Source organism: Micromonospora sp. NPDC049679 (genome assembly GCF_040659735.1).
Lineage (GTDB): Bacteria > Actinomycetota > Actinomycetes > Mycobacteriales > Micromonosporaceae > Micromonospora_I.
Genome location: NZ_JBFANZ010000006.1, coordinates 64,994 through 79,799 on the forward strand (window position 1 = coordinate 64,994; position 14,806 = coordinate 79,799).

A 14,806-nucleotide genomic window follows, 5' to 3' on the forward strand; every position below is an offset into this window, starting at 1 on the left:
GCGATAGCCGCAAGGCGGGCAAATCGGGCCGTAGGCTGGATGTGAAAGAGCTTCACACAGCACTGCCTGGGAGGCACGACGTCCCGATCCGAGCGGCGAACTCCGGGTCGACCGGAGGACCCGAACCGCAGTCCGACGAGGTCGGCGTCCGCGTCGGCCACGCGCGGCGCTCGACGTCGGACCCGCAGGCCGCGATGGGTCCGGGTGCTCGTCGCCCTGGCGCTCACACTCTTCCTCGCCGCCGGCACCACCGGCTTCGTTCTGCACCGGCTCGTCCAACGGTATGACCGCGCGGTCGCCAAGGAAGAACTGCTGGATCCCGCCGCCCGCCGGACGGATTCGGACGTCCTGCAGAGACATGACATCTCCGGACCCCTCAACTACCTGCTCATCGGCTCGGACCAGCGGGGCAACCCGGGCCACGGCTCCGGCGAGCGCGCGGACACCATCCTCATCGTGCACATACCGACCGGACTCAAGCACGCCTATCTGGTCTCGGTCCCGCGGGACCTGCTCGCCCCCATTCCCCCCGACCCGCACAGCGGCTACGGCGGCGGGGCCGACAAGATCAACGCTGCCTTCCAGTACGGCGGCGGCGGCCCCGCCGGCGCACGCCTGCTCTCCGCAGCCGTCAGCGAGCTCACCGGGCTCCGCTTCGACGGCGCCGCGATCGTCAACTTCTCCGGGTTCCGCAAGGTGATCGACCTGCTCGGCGGCGTCACCGTCTGCGTGGACACCGACGTCCGGTCAATCCACACCGGCCAGCTCTTCTCCGCCGGCTGCCATGAGATGGGCGGAGGTCAGGCCCTCGACTACGCGCGGCAGCGCTACGGCCTGCCCGACGGCGACTACGACCGCCAGCGCCACCAGCAGCAGATCGTCAAGGCGATCATGGAGAAGGCCGGCACGGGGAAGGCGCTCGCCAACCCGGTCAAGCTCGATCAGCTCATCCGGACGATCGGCTCTGCGGTGACCGTCGACACCAACGGCGTGCCCTCCCAGGACCTGGTCCGCGCGCTCTGGGGTCTGCGTCCCGACGCCGTGCTCGGACTGCGGATGCCGACAGCCAGCGACATCATCGACGAGATCTACTACGACCTGCTCGATCCGGGCGCGGACGAGCTGTTCAAGGCGCTGCAGAACGCAGATGTGGAAAGCTGGGCCGCCACGAACCCGAGGTGGGTGAACCGCCTCTGACACAACCTCTAGGCTTGGTAACCGTGTTTGGACGTCAGGTTCCTTCCGTCATCGCGCCCGAGGTTTCCGGCGACGCCTACCTGCTCGACGTTCGCGAGCACGACGAGTGGGCGGCCGGCCACGCCCCCGGCGCCCATCACGTGCCGATGATGGAGATCCCCGCCCGGCTGGCCGAGGTGCCGACCGACGAGGAGGTCGTCGTCGTCTGCCGCTCCGGCGGCCGGTCGGCACAGGTCGTCTCCTACCTGATGGGCAATGGCTGGGACAACGTCCGCAACCTCGACGGCGGGATGCACAGTTGGTCCGCGGCGGGGCGACCGATGGTGAGCGAGGACGGAGCACCGGCGCGCGTGCTGTAGCCGCTCCGCCATCGTCTCCTCCCCCCAGATCAGTAGGTAGGCATGCCCGATCCGCTGGTGTTCGCCCATCGGGGCTCCTCCGCGACACTGCCCGAGCACACCCTGGCCGCCTACCTCCAGGCGATCAAGGAAGGCGCCGACGGGCTCGAGTGTGACGTGCGGTTGACCCGCGACGGTCACCTCGTCTGCGTGCACGACCGCCGCCTCGACCGCACCAGCAACGGCCGCGGCCGGGTCAGCGCGAAGACCCTCGCCGAGCTCGACCGGCTCGACTTCGGCTCCTGGCACCCGAGCGGCACCAGCGACGACCTCTCCACCGACGTGCCGGCCGATCCCGACCGGACCCGACTGCTCACCCTCGAACGGTTGCTGTCGGCCGTACGCGACGCCGGCCGGGACGTCCGACTCCTCATCGAGACGAAGCACCCCACGCGGTACGGCGGCGACGTGGAGCGCCGCCTGGTCGCGCTGCTGGCGCAGCACGGCCTGGCCAACCCGCGCGACGGTGACCCCGTACAGGTGACCATCATGTCGTTCTCGCCGCTGGCGGTCCGACGGATGCGTGAGCTCGCGCCGGCCATCCCCACGGTGCTGCTGCTGGACGTGATCCCGCCCGGTCTGCGGCTGGCGCGGCTCCCCTTCGGCGCGCGGATCGCCGGACCGGGGGTCAACCTGCTGCGTACCCGGCCGCAGATCGTGCCGGCGCTGCGTGCCGCGGGCCACCAGGTGTACGTCTGGACGGTCAACGAGCCCGCCGACGTGGATCTCGTTCTCGACTGCGGCGTCGACGGCATCATCACCGATCGACCGGCCCTCGTGCTGGAACGGCTGGGCCGATAGATCACGGTGACACGACTCCCCTCCGGCACACCGCCTGAGCGGCGACGGACTCCGATCCGGCCAGGACTGCCCAAAGCCGGCAGGACAGGGCAGACTCAGGACATGCCGGAGCGCCCCGACTACGCCGCTCTCATCGCCGGCCACACCATGGTCATCGAAATGATCAACTCCGGTGAAGCCGGACTGCCCGTCCTCAACGACATGCTGCACCTCTCCCAGCGGGCGCTCCGCGCCGTCGGCATCGCCTTCGTCGAATACGGCCGGCGTAACGGGCGGATCATCGCCGCGACCGGCGCCGCCGAGTGGGCGTTGGGGCGCCCGATCGATCTCGGCAATCCGGGGGCGAGCGGTCCGCTGCTGACCGGTCCGCGCACCCAGGAGTTCGATGTGGACGAACTCCTCGATGACGAGCTGGCCCATCAGCTCTCAGGCCGAGGGCTGCGCCGGATCCTCGCCGCACGTGCCGTGATCGGCGGCCTGGTGATCGGCAGCCTGCACGCCTACTACCCCGACCCCGTCGAGCAGTCGACCGAACAGCACACCCTGATCACCTACCTGGCGACCTGCATCGCCCACATGTACGGCGATCAGGCCGGCCTGCCGGTGCACGGTGACGGGCCGGTGGTCGCCGCACTCGCTGACGGACTGGCCATCATCGACCCCAACAGCTGCGTCCGGCTGTGGAACCCCGCCGCCGAGCAGGTCACCGGGCACCCGGCCGCGCAGATGCTCAACCGGCCACTTCCGTTCCCGTGCCCGCCGCCCGGTCAGGTGATCGACCACCAGCTCACCGACGGGCGCTGGCTGAGGATCACCTCCGGTGAGCTGCCGGGGCAGATGGAGTCGCGGGTGGTCACCTTCCGGGACACGACCGACCAGCGGCTGCGCGACCACGACCGCGATCTGTTCTTCGCGGTCACCAGCCACGAGCTGCGCACGCCGGTCACCGTGATCAAGGGATACGCGGACACGCTCAGCAACCACTGGGAGTCGCTGGCGGAGTCGGACCGCCAGCAGGCGGCCCGGGTGATCGGGCAGCGGGCCGGCGAGCTGGCCCGCCTCATCGACCGGCTGCTCTCGGCCGCCAACGATGCCGGACCGGTCGGCGGCTCGACGCCCGTACCTTTTGATCTTCTCGAGGCGCTGCGCACCGCGGCACGTGCGCTCCCGGCGGACCTGCGCCGCCGCCTGGCCCTGCGGCTCCCCGCGGACCTGCCCAAGGCGCTCGGCGACCGGGCGAGCCTGACGACGGTGCTGACCGAGTTGGCGACGAACGCCGAGAAGTACTCGGCGGCCGACACCCCGATCGAGTTGGCCGCCGAGGCGGACCAACGGACGGTGGTTTTCCGGGTCAGCGACCGGGGTATAGGGGTACGTCCAGAACATGTCGAGCGTGCATTTGACCGCTTCTGGCAGGGCGAGTCAGGGGACCGGCGGCAATACCCAGGCGCCGGTCTCGGGCTCTACCTGGTGAGGCGGATTGTGGAGCGGCAGAACGGATGGGTATCCCTCCGGCCCCGCGAAGGGGGCGGTACGGTCGCAGAGGTGCGACTGCCCCGCGGATGAAGCGGGCCGGCCCGACGGATCTGTGCGCGGTTTCACGGTCGGGGGCGCAGGCCCGAAAGTGTCCGAGGAGGCACGAGCGTGTCCATGGTGTTGACCGAGCGTTCCTGGTGCGTGGTGGTTCCGCACCACGCTCGTGGCGCGCGGGCGGCTCGTTACCGGCTGGCCGCCGAGCTCTCCACCGCGGTCGCGGCGCCGCTCCTCTCCGACGCCGTCGCCGTCCTCGCCGAACTGGTCGGCAACGCGGTACGACACGCGGATCCGCTCCCGGGTGGCGTGATCCGGGTGGCGTGGCGGCTGCGTCCGGGAGTCGACCGGGACCTGGTCGAGGTGCGGGTGACCGACGGCGGGGCGGACGCGCCGCCCCGGATGCGCACGGTCGGCCCGGACTCGCTGGACGGGCGCGGATTGAGCATCGTGGCGGCGTTGGCCGACCGCTGGGGCGTCGAACGCGATGGTCTCGGCCAGAGCGTGTGGGCCGAACTCTCCTGACGCCCCGCGTCCGGGAATTGGCGGCTGTCGGCGGGAAAGTCGTTGGTCGAGGAGCGTTATCTGCGACGGGCGGCTCACCGGGGGCCTAGGCTGTCTCGCCGTGAGTAAGCGTCGAAAGAACCCCCGGTCCGCCGCGGAAGCGGCCCCCAAGCGGCAGAAGCTGCGTGACACGTTCGTACCCCGCCCGTTTGCCGGGCTGGCCGACGAACCGGAGTGGGTAGCGCTACGCGAACTGGTCCCGGCCGCGTCCGCCCCGCTGAAGCTCTCCCCCGAGCTCGCCGCGGAGCACGGCGACCGCACCGTCACACTCGCCACCGTGCTGCCGATGGCCTGGCCGGCGATGACGAAGCCGGACGGACGGATCTTCATCGGACTCCAGCGCCACGTGCAGTCCGGCGACATCTCCCGCGACCTGGCCGTCGCCGTGCTCTGCGCCCTGCAGACCGAACCCGGCGGCACGGTGTCCGTGCCGGCGCTGCCCGGTGAGGGACCTCGGCTGCAGGACATCCTCGTCGACGGGCCCCTCGAGATCACGATGCATGACGGCTTCGAGTTCTGGCTCGACGAGGACGCCTCGGACGACCCGAACGTGAAGGCCTCGCTGGAGCGGGCCAACGCGTCGATCTACCCGACCGTACGACTGGCGGCCGCCCGCGCCGCCTACTGGTGCCGCGTTCCGGACAAGGGGCACGTGCGCTGGGTGCTGCCGGACGATGAGGACTCGGCGCTCGACGCGCTGTCCCGGCTCTCCGCCGCCGGCGAGCTGCTCCTCGGCGACGGCACGAAGTTCGCCGGCATGTTCCGCGCGCACGGTCTGCTCGTGCCGGTGTGGGACATCCCCGGCGAGCCGGAGGCTGCCGAGTGGGAGACGCCGCTGGCGGACTTCGCCAAGCGGTACGCCGACGCGCTCGCGGAGACCGGGCCGCTGGAGAGTGCGGCCCGCCGCGCGAAGCAGGGCCTTCTCGGCCGTCAGCTCACGCTGCGCTGAGCTGCTCATGGTCCGCGTGATCAGGGAGCGGTGACCCCCCGCGCCGACCGCGTGCGCGAGTCAATGCCTGATCACGCGGATCATGAGGTCAGGGCCGCAGCGGGCTGCGGAGCACCGGACAGGACATGCACCGGGGGCCACCGCGCCCCGAACCCAGCTCGGATCCGGCGATCCGGATGACCTCGATGCCGGCCAGCTCCAGCTGCGCGTTCGTCTCGACGTTGCGCTCGTACGCGACGCAGAGCCGCGGCTCGATCGCGAGCGTGTTGTTGCCGTCGTCCCACTGTTCCCGCTCGGCAGTCACCGGGTCGAGCCCGGTGTCGATGATCCGCAGCTCGTCGATCTCCATCGCGGCGGCCGCCGCCCGGAGGAAGGGCGCCGGCCCTTCGACCTGCGGTTCACCGTCCGCTCCCGCGACCACCGTGTACGCCAGCAGCGAGTCGGCCAGGTTCGGGTACATCAGCACGGCGTCGGTGTCGACCATCGTGCACACGGTGTCGAGGTGCATCGTGGCCCGTCGCTGGGCGATCGGCACGACCAGGATCGTGTGGGCGAGCGCTGTCCCCGTCCCCGGTGCCGCGAAGACCTGCCGGGCCAGCCGCTCGGCCCCGGCGGGAGTCGTCCGCTCCCCCACGCCGACGGCGAGCACGCCGGGGGCGAGCAGCAGCACGTCGCCACCCTCGAGGTGTTCGAGCGAGGGCTCGTACACCAGTTGCGTGCCCGCGAACCGGGGGTGGTGCCGGTAGATGACGTCGGTGAGGCTGGTTTCCCGACGCCGCGCCGGCATCGCGAGGCTGGTCACGGCCGCCCGGTCGCGGATCCACACCGAGGAGTCCCGGGTGAACAGCAGATTGGGCAACGGGTCGATGACGAAGTCGTGCCGGTCCATCAGCGTGTAGACCAGCCCGGCCGACCGCGTGGAACCGGGCCGTAGCTCCTCGTGCGCGACACCGGCGATGAGTCCGGCGGCCAGGTCCACCGGATCGAGCTGCGCCAGGTGGTCGGCGACCCGCCGGCGGAGGGTGTCCCCGAGCCGGCGGTCGGCGAGAACGAGCCGGGTCAGTTTCTGCCGGGCCTCAGCGACGGTGAGCGTCTCGGCGAGCAACTGCCGGAGGTAGAGCACCTCGACGCCGTGGGCCTGCAGGGCGCCGGCGAACGCGTCGTGCTCCTCCTGCGCCCGCGCGACCCAGGGGATCGCATCGAAGAGGAGTGTGTTGTTGTTCCGCGGGGTCAACCGGGCGAGTTCGGGACCGGGACGGTGCAGCAGTACCGCGCCGAGCCGGCCGACTTCGCTGTCGACGTAGTGCGTCACAGTCGTGACCCGGGGCCGGCCATTCGCACTATCCGGTGAAACAGACGTTGGGTGAATAGTGCATTCATCCTCATTCACTCCGGCTCCACGGCTTGCTTCCGTACCGGTACTGCGACTTACGGTAGTGGCAAGACAACTGTAGGGGACCTTTTGCCGGAGGTCGGGATGACTGTCTTTGATGTACGTCGAGCTGTGCCCACACGACGAGCCCTACCCCCAGCCAGCAGTACACCGCCCTCCCCCGCGTCTCCGCCAGCGATTCTCGAAACGGTTCGGCCCAACCCCGTGGAGTGGGCGCGGCGGCGGCGCGCCGAGCGCGAGGCGCGACGCATGGAGGCCGCCGGCGCACGCGCCCTCAACCGACTCGACCACCTGGGTCCCGCGTGGCACGTCGTGGACTGGCCGCGCACCGATCCGGCCGCCTCGCTGCTCGATCTCGACGGTCGGGGCCATGACGAGCGCGCCGGTTTCCTGGCCATCGGACCCAGCGGCCTCTTCGCCGTCACCATCGCCGACCACGGGCGCTCCCGCGTCCTCATCGCCGGCGACGTCGTGCAGATCAACGGCAAACGTCCCGCCTATGTCTCCGAAGCACAGCGCGACGCCCGCCGGGCGAGCAAGGCGATCTCCACCGCGGTGGGACTGACCGTCCCGGTCACGCCGGTGCTGACCTTCGTCGGATCCGGGGTGATCAGCGTCTACGGGCTCCCCAAGGACTGTCTGGTGGCGACCCACCGGGAACTCGACCGGCTGCTCGTCGCGGGCGGGAACCGGATCAGCGCCGCGACCGCCGAGAAACTGTCCGAAGTGGCCCGGCACCCGAACACCTGGCTCAACGCCCCCTACCGCGCCGGCGCGGACTACCGGTGGTACCAGGACGGTCGAACGGTGGCTGACAAGAGGGCGACTCGCCGGTAACGTCACGCCCTAGCGCCAACCGCTCCAGCGTACGATCCGCTGCGACCCACGACAGTCGATGTCACCGCCGACGCCGCTGTCGATCCCCCGGGCGCGCCGTCACGGCGCAACGGGGCGGTCGACGGGCCCCGCAGGACCGGTTAGCGTGACGGTGATCCAGTGGATTGCATGGGAGGCGCGTTGCCGCACGTCGAGCTCTCGCTCTCGGAAACGTTCGTGCCACAGTCCCGCCACCCTCTGGCCCAGGACCAGGCCGAGGGGATCGAGCGGTGGGGTACGACCGTCGCGACCGCGCCCGAGCCCTGCCTCGTGATCGACGCGGAGATGCGGATCTCCGCGGCCTCCGTCTCCTGCTGCGAGCTGCTCGGCCTCGGCACCCCGGCCGAGGCGGTGGGACGGCCACTGCTCGGTGGCGTGCTGCGGCTGGTCGACTTCACGGCGGCGCGCAGCGAACTGACCGAGAACGAGATCGACAAGATTCCGCCGCTGCTCGCCCTCACCTCCGGCCGGCTCGCCCGCGGGCTGCTCCGCGTCGAGTGGGGGGCCGGCGAGGGCGATGCCACCGTCGACGCGATCGCCACCCCGCTCTGGGCCGGCGGCATCGTGACCGGCTCGCTCACATTCTTCTCTGAGGTCTGACGCGCGGTCGCACCAGCGGTGTGGCGATCAACGCACCGCTGGGAGTTGGGGCGGGGGGCGGCGGACCGTAGTCTCTCCTCATGTTGGACCTCGATCTGCTGCCTGAGGAGTACGCGGTGTGCCGGCTGCCCGCCGGTGCGTCGATCCCCGCCGAGCTCCTCAGTGGTCCGACCGACTCCGGCCTGATCTCCGTGACCTGGACGGCTCACGAGGTCTCCGTCATCTGCCCCGCCGACCGGGTGCCCGACGGAGCCGTTGTGGAGACCCCATGGCGTTGCCTGCGCGTGGTCGGGCCCCTCGATCTCGCCCTGACCGGCATCCTCGCGTCGCTCGTGGTGCCCCTCGCCGAGGCTCGCGTCAATATCGTGGCCTTCTCGACGTACGACACCGACTATCTGCTCGTTCCGGCGGTGCGGGTCGACGAAGCGGTCGCCACCCTGACCCAGACCGGGCATCGCGTCACGGGCTGACCACCTACCATGGGCTCGGCCATCCAGGCCGACGAGACCATCCCTGCCCGAGGATCCGGCTGGTGTCCCGCCCCCCTGCTCCCGCCGTCATGGTCGCCCTGCTGACCTGCGCCGCGCTGCTGGCCGCCTGCGGCACGCCGCCGGAGCTGCGAGATCCGCCGCCCGGCACCGTGCCGTCGCCGCGCTCCACCGTTCCGTCCACCCCGTCGTCGATCCCGTCGGCGGCTCCGCCCGTCGCGCCGACGCCGACCCCGACCGCGACGGCCTTCGGCGAACTGACGGCGGTGGACTGCGCGGGCCGGCCGAAGGCGGCACAGGTGATCGCCCTCCTGCGGCGCACCGGGGTGCTGCCGCCCAACGCTCCCGTGACGGTGCTGAGCGCTCCGGTCTGCGCCGGCGACTGGCAGCACACCGAGGTCCGGATGCCCGGTCGTGAGCCGCTCCAGGTCGTGACGAGCGGCGCTCCCTCCGCGCTGACCCTGGTCACGTCCGGCACCGATGTGTGCAACATTCCCGTACGGACCGGCGCGCCACCCGGCATCCGGGCCGTGGCCTGCGACGCCGCGTCGCCAAGGGGCGTGCCGGGTACGTAGGCTTGGCGCCATGCCGGGAACACCGCCGACGCGCTTCGTCTACCTGGGCCCCGAGGGCACCTTCGCCGAGCAGGCGTTGCGGACCATTCCCGCGGCCCAGCACGGCACCCGCACGCCGGCCCGTAGCGTCCCGGAGGCGCTGGACGCCGTACGGGCGGGTGACGCCGACGCCGCGCTGGTGCCGCTGGAGAACTCGATCGGCGGCGCGGTCGGCGTGACCCTGGACGAGATGGCCGAGGGCTCCCCCCTCGTGATCACCCGCGAGGTCGTCCTGCCCGTCGAGTTCGTCCTGGCCGCCCGTCCCGGTGTCGGCCTGTCGGACGTACGGACCGTGGCGGCGCACCCGCAGGCCTCGACCCAGTGCCGGGGGTGGCTCGGTGAGCATCTTCCGGACGCCGTCGTGGTCGATGTGCTCTCCAACGGCGCGGCCGCTGCGGGGGTCGCCGCGGGTCAGTACGACGCGGCGATCTGCGCGCCCGTGGGCGCCAACGGGCACCGGTTGACCGTGCTCGCTGACAAGATCGCGGACCACGACGACGCGGTGACCCGGTTCGTGCTGGTCTCGCGCCCCGGTCCGCCCCCGCCGCCGACCGGTGACGACGTCACGTCGCTGGCCGTCTACATCGCCCACGACCGGGTCGGCGCCCTGTTGGCCGTTCTGATGGAGTTGGCGGTGCGCGGGGTCAACCTGACCCGCATCGAGTCCCGACCTACCGGGGAAGCCCTCGGCCGGTACGTGTTCATCCTCGACTGCTTCGGCCATGTCGCGGACAACCGGCTCGGCGAGGCGCTGCAGGGCCTCCGGCGCATCTGCGCCGACGTGCGCTTTCTCGGGTCGTATCCCCGGCACCGCTGGACCACGACGGTCGCGGACCGGCCCGCGCCGGCCCCCGTCGGTCTATCCGATGTGGACTACGCCGACGCCGCGGCCTGGCTGGCGCGGCTCCGTGCCGGCCAGTTGGGCTAGTCGAAGAGACCGCCGAGCACCCCGCCGCCGCTCTGCTGCTGGCCACTGCCGAGCACCGGCGGCTCCTCCGAGGGCTGCACGACGACGAAGCCCTGCCCGGCGAAGCTCATCGTGAAGGCCTCGCCGGTGCGCCGGCCGAACAGCGTGCCGAGACCGAGCTGCTCGGCGCGGTGATAGCCGGTCTGAAGCCCCGCGGACCAGCAGACGGCGGCCTGCGGGTCGACGTAGGTCGGCTGGTCCACATTGAGCACGACCGGCGTGCCCTTGGTGGTCACCGCGATCCTGCCCTGGCCGCTGAACACGCAGTTGAAGAGCCCGGCGGAGGACGCCATGCCCATCCCCTGCACCATCTTGATGTCGTACTGCAGGGTCGAGTCGAAGGCCAGCACGCTCGAGCCGTTGATCGACAGCGCGTCGCCGGGCTCCAGGTCGATCAGGTGCACGTCGGAGGCGAGGTCGGCGAGGAACACGTCTCCGCGACCGGAGACCTTCATCAGTGGCACGCCCTCACCGGTCAGCTTCTGCTTGAGGAACTTTCCGAGCCCGCCGGAGCCGAGTGCCTGGAACTGCACCTGCCCCTGGTAGGCGACCATCGAGCCGACGCGCGCCATGCACTCGCCGTTGAGCTCGACCTTGAGCATCTTGGAGTTCTGCAGCCGCATCCCGGGCTGCGCCGACTCCTTTTCCAGGTTCTCCGCGGAGAACAGCGCGCTGCGCATGACGTTCCTCCTGCTCGGCATCGGTTGCCCGAGGGTAGGCATCCGGCGCAAACGCGGGAGCGCGACACGCTCAGCCCCAGCCCAGGGAATGCAGGCGCTCGTCGTCGATGCCGAAGTGGTGGGCGATCTCGTGCACGACCGTGACGGCGACCTCGTCCACCACATCCTCATCACTGTCACAGATGCGCAGAATGGGATGGCGGTAGATCGTGATCCGGTCCGGCAGCACGCCCGCGTAGTCCCAGCCACGCGCGGTCAGCGCGTGACCCTCATAGAGACCGAGCAGCTCGGGGTCGTCGGGCGGCGACTCGTCCTCGACCAGAATGACCACGTTGCTCATCAGACCGAGCAACTCCCCGGGCACCTCGTCGAGCGCCTCGCCGACCAGTTCCTCGAAACGCTCACGGCTCATCTCGACGGGCACGTGCCCATTGTGCCGCACGCCGCACGGGACGGAGATCCGCCGCGATCGGGAGCGACGCCGACACCGCAGCGTCAACTCCCTGATCACGGCGGTATTCGTTACACGGAGAGTCCGGCGGTGAGCGTGATCTCGGCGCCCGGCGAGAGCAGCCGGGAGATCGGGCAGTTGGTCTTGGCCGTCTCGGCGAGCTTCTGGAACTGCGCCGAGTCGAGGCCGGGCACGTCGCCCACGGTATCCAGGTCGATCCGGGTGACGGTCATGCCGGCGTCGGTCTTGTCGAGGTGCACCGAGGCCGTCGTGTTGACGGCGACCGGGTTGAACCCGGCGTCCGCGAGCGCCTTGGAAAGGGCCATCGAGAAGCAGCCGGCGTGTGCCGCTGCCACCAACTCCTCCGGATTGGTGCCCTCACCTTCCTCGAATCGGGACCGGAACGAGTAGTTTCCCTGCACGCCACCCTTTCCCGTGCGCACAGTCCCGGAACCATCGCTGAGATTGCCCTGCCATTGGGCCGATGCGGTGCGAAGAGGCATGAACACGACGCTAGCCGAATCCAGACGCTGATGCGACGATGCGGCGAATTGCTCGACTGACGGAGGTTGTCCGATGGGTCGGAAAGCGGCGGTCGCCCTCGGCGCCCTGCTCACCGTGGCCGGATTCGTGCTGGCACTGGTCGGGCTCGCCGTGCCGTGGGTGAACTACCGGATCCGGGTCGACGCCACGACGGGCGACAGCGGGGTGGAGCGCGCGGCGGGCGTCGCCGTTTTCCAACTCGACCACGGCTGGTGGTACGTCATCGCCCTGTTCGTGCTGCTCGGTTGTGTGGCCGGGGCCGCGGCGGGCAGCGGACGCGCCGCACGCGTCTCGGCCGTGGCCGGCATCGCGGTCGGCGTCCTCGCCATGCTGGTCGCATCGGCGATCGGTGCGCAGATCGCGGCCACCTCCGCCGACGCGTTCGGTCTCACGACCATTCAGGTAGCGGCCGTCCGGTCCGCCGGAAGCACGTACGGCGTCGCCGCGCCGCCCCTGCTCGCACTCGGCGCCGCATTGCTGTCGGTCCGTACGGCCCAGCACCGACCGCCTGCGTCCTGACCCCGCCCCCGACGTCCTCCCGCCGTGTCATGATGCGCGGAGGCGGCGCACGGGAAGGCGTATCCATGTCCCAGCAGCACTCGGTCGACAAGCCGGCGGACGGGCCGCCAATCGTGGCGTGGGGCGACGAGCCACGGGCTCCCGGACGGATCTCCCGATTCACGACCACGGTGCGACGGGGCCGTCGCCTCGGGCCGACCGTCGCCGCCCTCGGGACCGTCGCGATCTTCGCCTCACTGGTCACGGAGTGGGCCGTCACCACGCTCCCCGGGGCTTCACCGGACGGCCGCGGCCCGCTGGACGTGCCGCACACCGTCAACGACATCGGCTCGTTCGGCACGGCGTACCTGGTCGGGGTCCTCGCGCTCGCCGGCTGCGTCACGCTCGTGCTCTTCGGCACCCCGGCGATCCGGCGCAATGTCCGCGTCGGCGGGCTGACTCTCGCCGCCGCTCTGCTGGTGATCCTCGGGGCGCTCGCCGCCTCGCTCGGCCGAATCATGAACCGCTACTTCTTCTCCGGCGGCGAGACCCTCGTCGTCGACTACGGGCGCGGGCTCGTCACGGCGTTCGTCGGAGTCGCGGCCCTCGGGGCCGCGCTGCTGCTCGCCCGGAGCGTCGAGCCGGACGCCGCCGGGACAACGCCGGGATCGGGCGCGACCGTGGGGCCGGAGCCGGCGGACGGGCCGGCGGACCTGATCGTGATGCCGGCGCAGGCGTTCGCGGGACCGGACGCCGCACCGCCGGTGACCGATGCGCAGCCGCGGGAAAACGCGTGGGAACAGCCGTGGCCGACACCCCCGGGCGAGACGGAGCGATATCGACGCGAATCTCGCAGCGGCCCCCGGTAGGCTCAGACCCCGTGATTGACCTGCGCCTGCTCCGTGAAGATCCCGATGCCGTCCGTGCGAGCCAGCGAGCTCGCGGCGAGTCCGAGGCGGTCGTCGACGACCTGCTCCGGGCCGACGAGGACCGGCGTGCCGCGGTGCAGCGGTTCGAGGCGCTGCGCGCGGAGCAGAAGCAGCTCGGCAAGCAGATGCCCAGGGCCACGGGCGACGAGAAAACCGCGCTGCTGAGCCGTACTAGGGAGTTGTCCGCCGAGGTGAAGGCGGCGGAGAGCGCCGCGGGCGAGGCCGAGCAGCGACTTCGCCGGGCGCACATGGCGATCCCCAACCTCGTCGAAGAGGGCGCGCCGCACGGCGGCGAGGACGACTACGTGGTGTTGCGCGAGGTCGGCGAGAAGCCGACGATCGACAACCCGCGGGACCACCTCGAGCTGGGCGAGGCGCTGCGGGCGATCGACATGGAGCGCGGCGCGAAGGTGTCGGGCAGCCGCTTCTATTTCCTGACCGGGGTGGGCGCCCTGCTGCAGCTCGGTCTCTTCCAGCTGGCCATCGCCCAGGCGGTGGAGTACGGGTTCATCCCGGCCATCACGCCCGCGCTGGTCAAGCCGGAGTCGATGGAGGGCACCGGTTTCCTCGGCGCGCACGCGAGCGAGGTCTACCGGCTCGAAGCCGACGACCTGTTCCTGGTCGGCACCTCCGAGGTGCCGCTCGCGGCGTACCACTCCGACGAGATCCTGCAGCTGGACGGCACACTGCGGTACGCCGGCTGGTCCTCGTGCTTCCGGCGAGAGGCCGGGTCGTACGGCAAGGACACCCGCGGCATCATCCGGGTGCACCAGTTCGACAAGGTCGAGATGTTCTCCTACTGCCGCCCGGAAGACGCGCACGCCGAGCACCTGCGGCTGCTCGCGTGGGAAGAGGAGATGCTCGCCAAGGTCGAGGTCCCCTACCGTGTCATCGACGTCGCGGCGGGCGATCTGGGCACCAGCGCGGCCCGCAAGTACGACTGCGAGGCGTGGGTGCCGTCGCAGGGTCGTTACCGCGAGGTCACCTCCAGCTCCAACTGCACGACGTTCCAGGCCCGGCGGCTCAACGTCCGCTACCGCGACGAGAACGGCAAACCGCAGACGGCCGCCACGCTCAACGGGACGCTCGCGACGACCCGGTGGCTGGTGCCGATCCTGGAGAACCACCAGCAGCCGGACGGCTCGGTGCGGGTGCCCAAGGCGCTGCAGCCGTACCTCGGCGGCCGGGACGTGCTCGAACCGCAACGTTGAGGTCGCAGGCCGGCGTACCCGGCCCGTTGCCCGCCACTTCGCCGGGAAGTAATGGTCCGGTTGCCCTGCGCGAGGTACGTTTGCTCCCCCCCGCCGTCCCGGAGGTCAAGGAGGAAC

18 protein-coding genes are annotated in these 14,806 nt (G+C 70.9%); 14 read left to right on the plus strand and 4 right to left on the minus strand.

Annotated elements, in window-relative coordinates:
* Window positions 1-261: 261 nt before the first annotated feature.
* The 6 genes from AB0J06_RS06155 (at window position 262) to AB0J06_RS06180 (ending at window position 5,439) form a co-directional block, all read left to right on the plus strand.
* Window positions 262-1,197 carry an LCP family protein gene (locus AB0J06_RS06155; protein ID WP_357425391.1) on the plus strand — a complete coding sequence of 312 codons (936 nt, stop codon included), beginning with the start codon at window positions 262-264 and terminating at the stop codon, window positions 1,195-1,197.
* 23 nt (window positions 1,198-1,220) lie between these two features.
* Complete coding sequence (locus tag AB0J06_RS06160; protein WP_357425187.1) at window positions 1,221-1,556, plus strand: rhodanese-like domain-containing protein; 336 nt, start codon at window positions 1,221-1,223, stop codon at window positions 1,554-1,556.
* Between the two features lie 42 nt (window positions 1,557-1,598).
* The gene (locus AB0J06_RS06165) at window positions 1,599-2,396 is read left to right on the plus strand and encodes a glycerophosphodiester phosphodiesterase family protein (protein WP_357425189.1); all 798 of its coding nucleotides are present in this window, start codon (window positions 1,599-1,601) and stop codon (window positions 2,394-2,396) included.
* A 102-nt stretch (window positions 2,397-2,498) separates the two neighbouring features.
* Window positions 2,499-3,962: an ATP-binding protein gene (locus AB0J06_RS06170; protein WP_357425191.1), complete on the plus strand. Its 1,464-nt coding sequence runs from the start codon at window positions 2,499-2,501 to the stop codon at window positions 3,960-3,962.
* Window positions 3,963-4,046: 84 nt separating this feature from the next.
* Window positions 4,047-4,451: an ATP-binding protein gene (locus tag AB0J06_RS06175; protein ID WP_357425393.1), complete on the plus strand. Its 405-nt coding sequence runs from the start codon at window positions 4,047-4,049 to the stop codon at window positions 4,449-4,451.
* 100 nt (window positions 4,452-4,551) lie between these two features.
* Window positions 4,552-5,439 carry a DUF5926 family protein gene (locus AB0J06_RS06180; protein ID WP_357425193.1) on the plus strand — a complete coding sequence of 296 codons (888 nt, stop codon included), beginning with the start codon at window positions 4,552-4,554 and terminating at the stop codon, window positions 5,437-5,439.
* Between the two features lie 88 nt (window positions 5,440-5,527).
* Here the strand turns inward: AB0J06_RS06180 and AB0J06_RS06185 are convergent, their stop codons facing one another.
* Window positions 5,528-6,751: an arginine deiminase gene (locus AB0J06_RS06185; protein ID WP_357425195.1), complete on the minus strand. Its 1,224-nt coding sequence runs from the start codon at window positions 6,749-6,751 to the stop codon at window positions 5,528-5,530.
* Window positions 6,752-6,916: 165 nt separating this feature from the next.
* Here AB0J06_RS06185 and AB0J06_RS06190 point away from each other — a divergent pair, with 165 nt between their 5' ends.
* From AB0J06_RS06190 to pheA, 5 genes are all read left to right on the plus strand, one after another.
* On the plus strand, window positions 6,917-7,669 hold the full coding sequence (locus AB0J06_RS06190) for a hypothetical protein (protein WP_357425197.1): 753 nt from the start codon (window positions 6,917-6,919) through the stop codon (window positions 7,667-7,669).
* A 180-nt stretch (window positions 7,670-7,849) separates the two neighbouring features.
* On the plus strand, window positions 7,850-8,308 hold the full coding sequence (locus tag AB0J06_RS06195) for a PAS domain-containing protein (protein WP_357425395.1): 459 nt from the start codon (window positions 7,850-7,852) through the stop codon (window positions 8,306-8,308).
* A gap of 80 nt (window positions 8,309-8,388) precedes the next feature.
* Entirely contained in the window at window positions 8,389-8,778 is a 390-nt protein-coding gene (locus tag AB0J06_RS06200; protein WP_357425199.1) for an ACT domain-containing protein, read from the plus strand.
* A 62-nt stretch (window positions 8,779-8,840) separates the two neighbouring features.
* Complete coding sequence (locus AB0J06_RS06205; RefSeq protein WP_357425201.1) at window positions 8,841-9,371, plus strand: hypothetical protein; 531 nt, start codon at window positions 8,841-8,843, stop codon at window positions 9,369-9,371.
* Between the two features lie 10 nt (window positions 9,372-9,381).
* Window positions 9,382-10,338, plus strand: a complete 957-nt coding sequence (gene pheA / locus AB0J06_RS06210; RefSeq protein ID WP_357425203.1) for a prephenate dehydratase — start codon at window positions 9,382-9,384, stop codon at window positions 10,336-10,338.
* Here pheA and AB0J06_RS06215 read toward each other — a convergent pair.
* From AB0J06_RS06215 to AB0J06_RS06225, 3 genes are all read right to left on the minus strand, one after another.
* Window positions 10,335-11,057, minus strand: a complete 723-nt coding sequence (locus AB0J06_RS06215; RefSeq protein WP_357425205.1) for an AIM24 family protein — start codon at window positions 11,055-11,057, stop codon at window positions 10,335-10,337. The genes pheA and AB0J06_RS06215 overlap by 4 nt on opposite strands.
* 70 nt (window positions 11,058-11,127) lie before the next feature.
* The gene (locus AB0J06_RS06220; RefSeq protein ID WP_357425397.1) at window positions 11,128-11,469 is read right to left on the minus strand and encodes a metallopeptidase family protein; all 342 of its coding nucleotides are present in this window, start codon (window positions 11,467-11,469) and stop codon (window positions 11,128-11,130) included.
* A 110-nt stretch (window positions 11,470-11,579) separates the two neighbouring features.
* Window positions 11,580-12,011 carry an OsmC family protein gene (locus tag AB0J06_RS06225; protein WP_357425207.1) on the minus strand — a complete coding sequence of 144 codons (432 nt, stop codon included), beginning with the start codon at window positions 12,009-12,011 and terminating at the stop codon, window positions 11,580-11,582.
* A gap of 73 nt (window positions 12,012-12,084) precedes the next feature.
* Between AB0J06_RS06225 and AB0J06_RS06230 the strand changes: the two genes are divergently transcribed.
* From AB0J06_RS06230 to serS, 3 genes are all read left to right on the plus strand, one after another.
* Complete coding sequence (locus AB0J06_RS06230) at window positions 12,085-12,570, plus strand: hypothetical protein (protein ID WP_357425209.1); 486 nt, start codon at window positions 12,085-12,087, stop codon at window positions 12,568-12,570.
* Between the two features lie 65 nt (window positions 12,571-12,635).
* The gene (locus tag AB0J06_RS06235) at window positions 12,636-13,418 is read left to right on the plus strand and encodes a hypothetical protein (RefSeq protein WP_357425211.1); all 783 of its coding nucleotides are present in this window, start codon (window positions 12,636-12,638) and stop codon (window positions 13,416-13,418) included.
* A gap of 11 nt (window positions 13,419-13,429) precedes the next feature.
* Complete coding sequence (gene serS, locus AB0J06_RS06240; RefSeq protein ID WP_357425213.1) at window positions 13,430-14,689, plus strand: serine--tRNA ligase; 1,260 nt, start codon at window positions 13,430-13,432, stop codon at window positions 14,687-14,689.
* Window positions 14,690-14,806 lie beyond the last annotated feature (117 nt).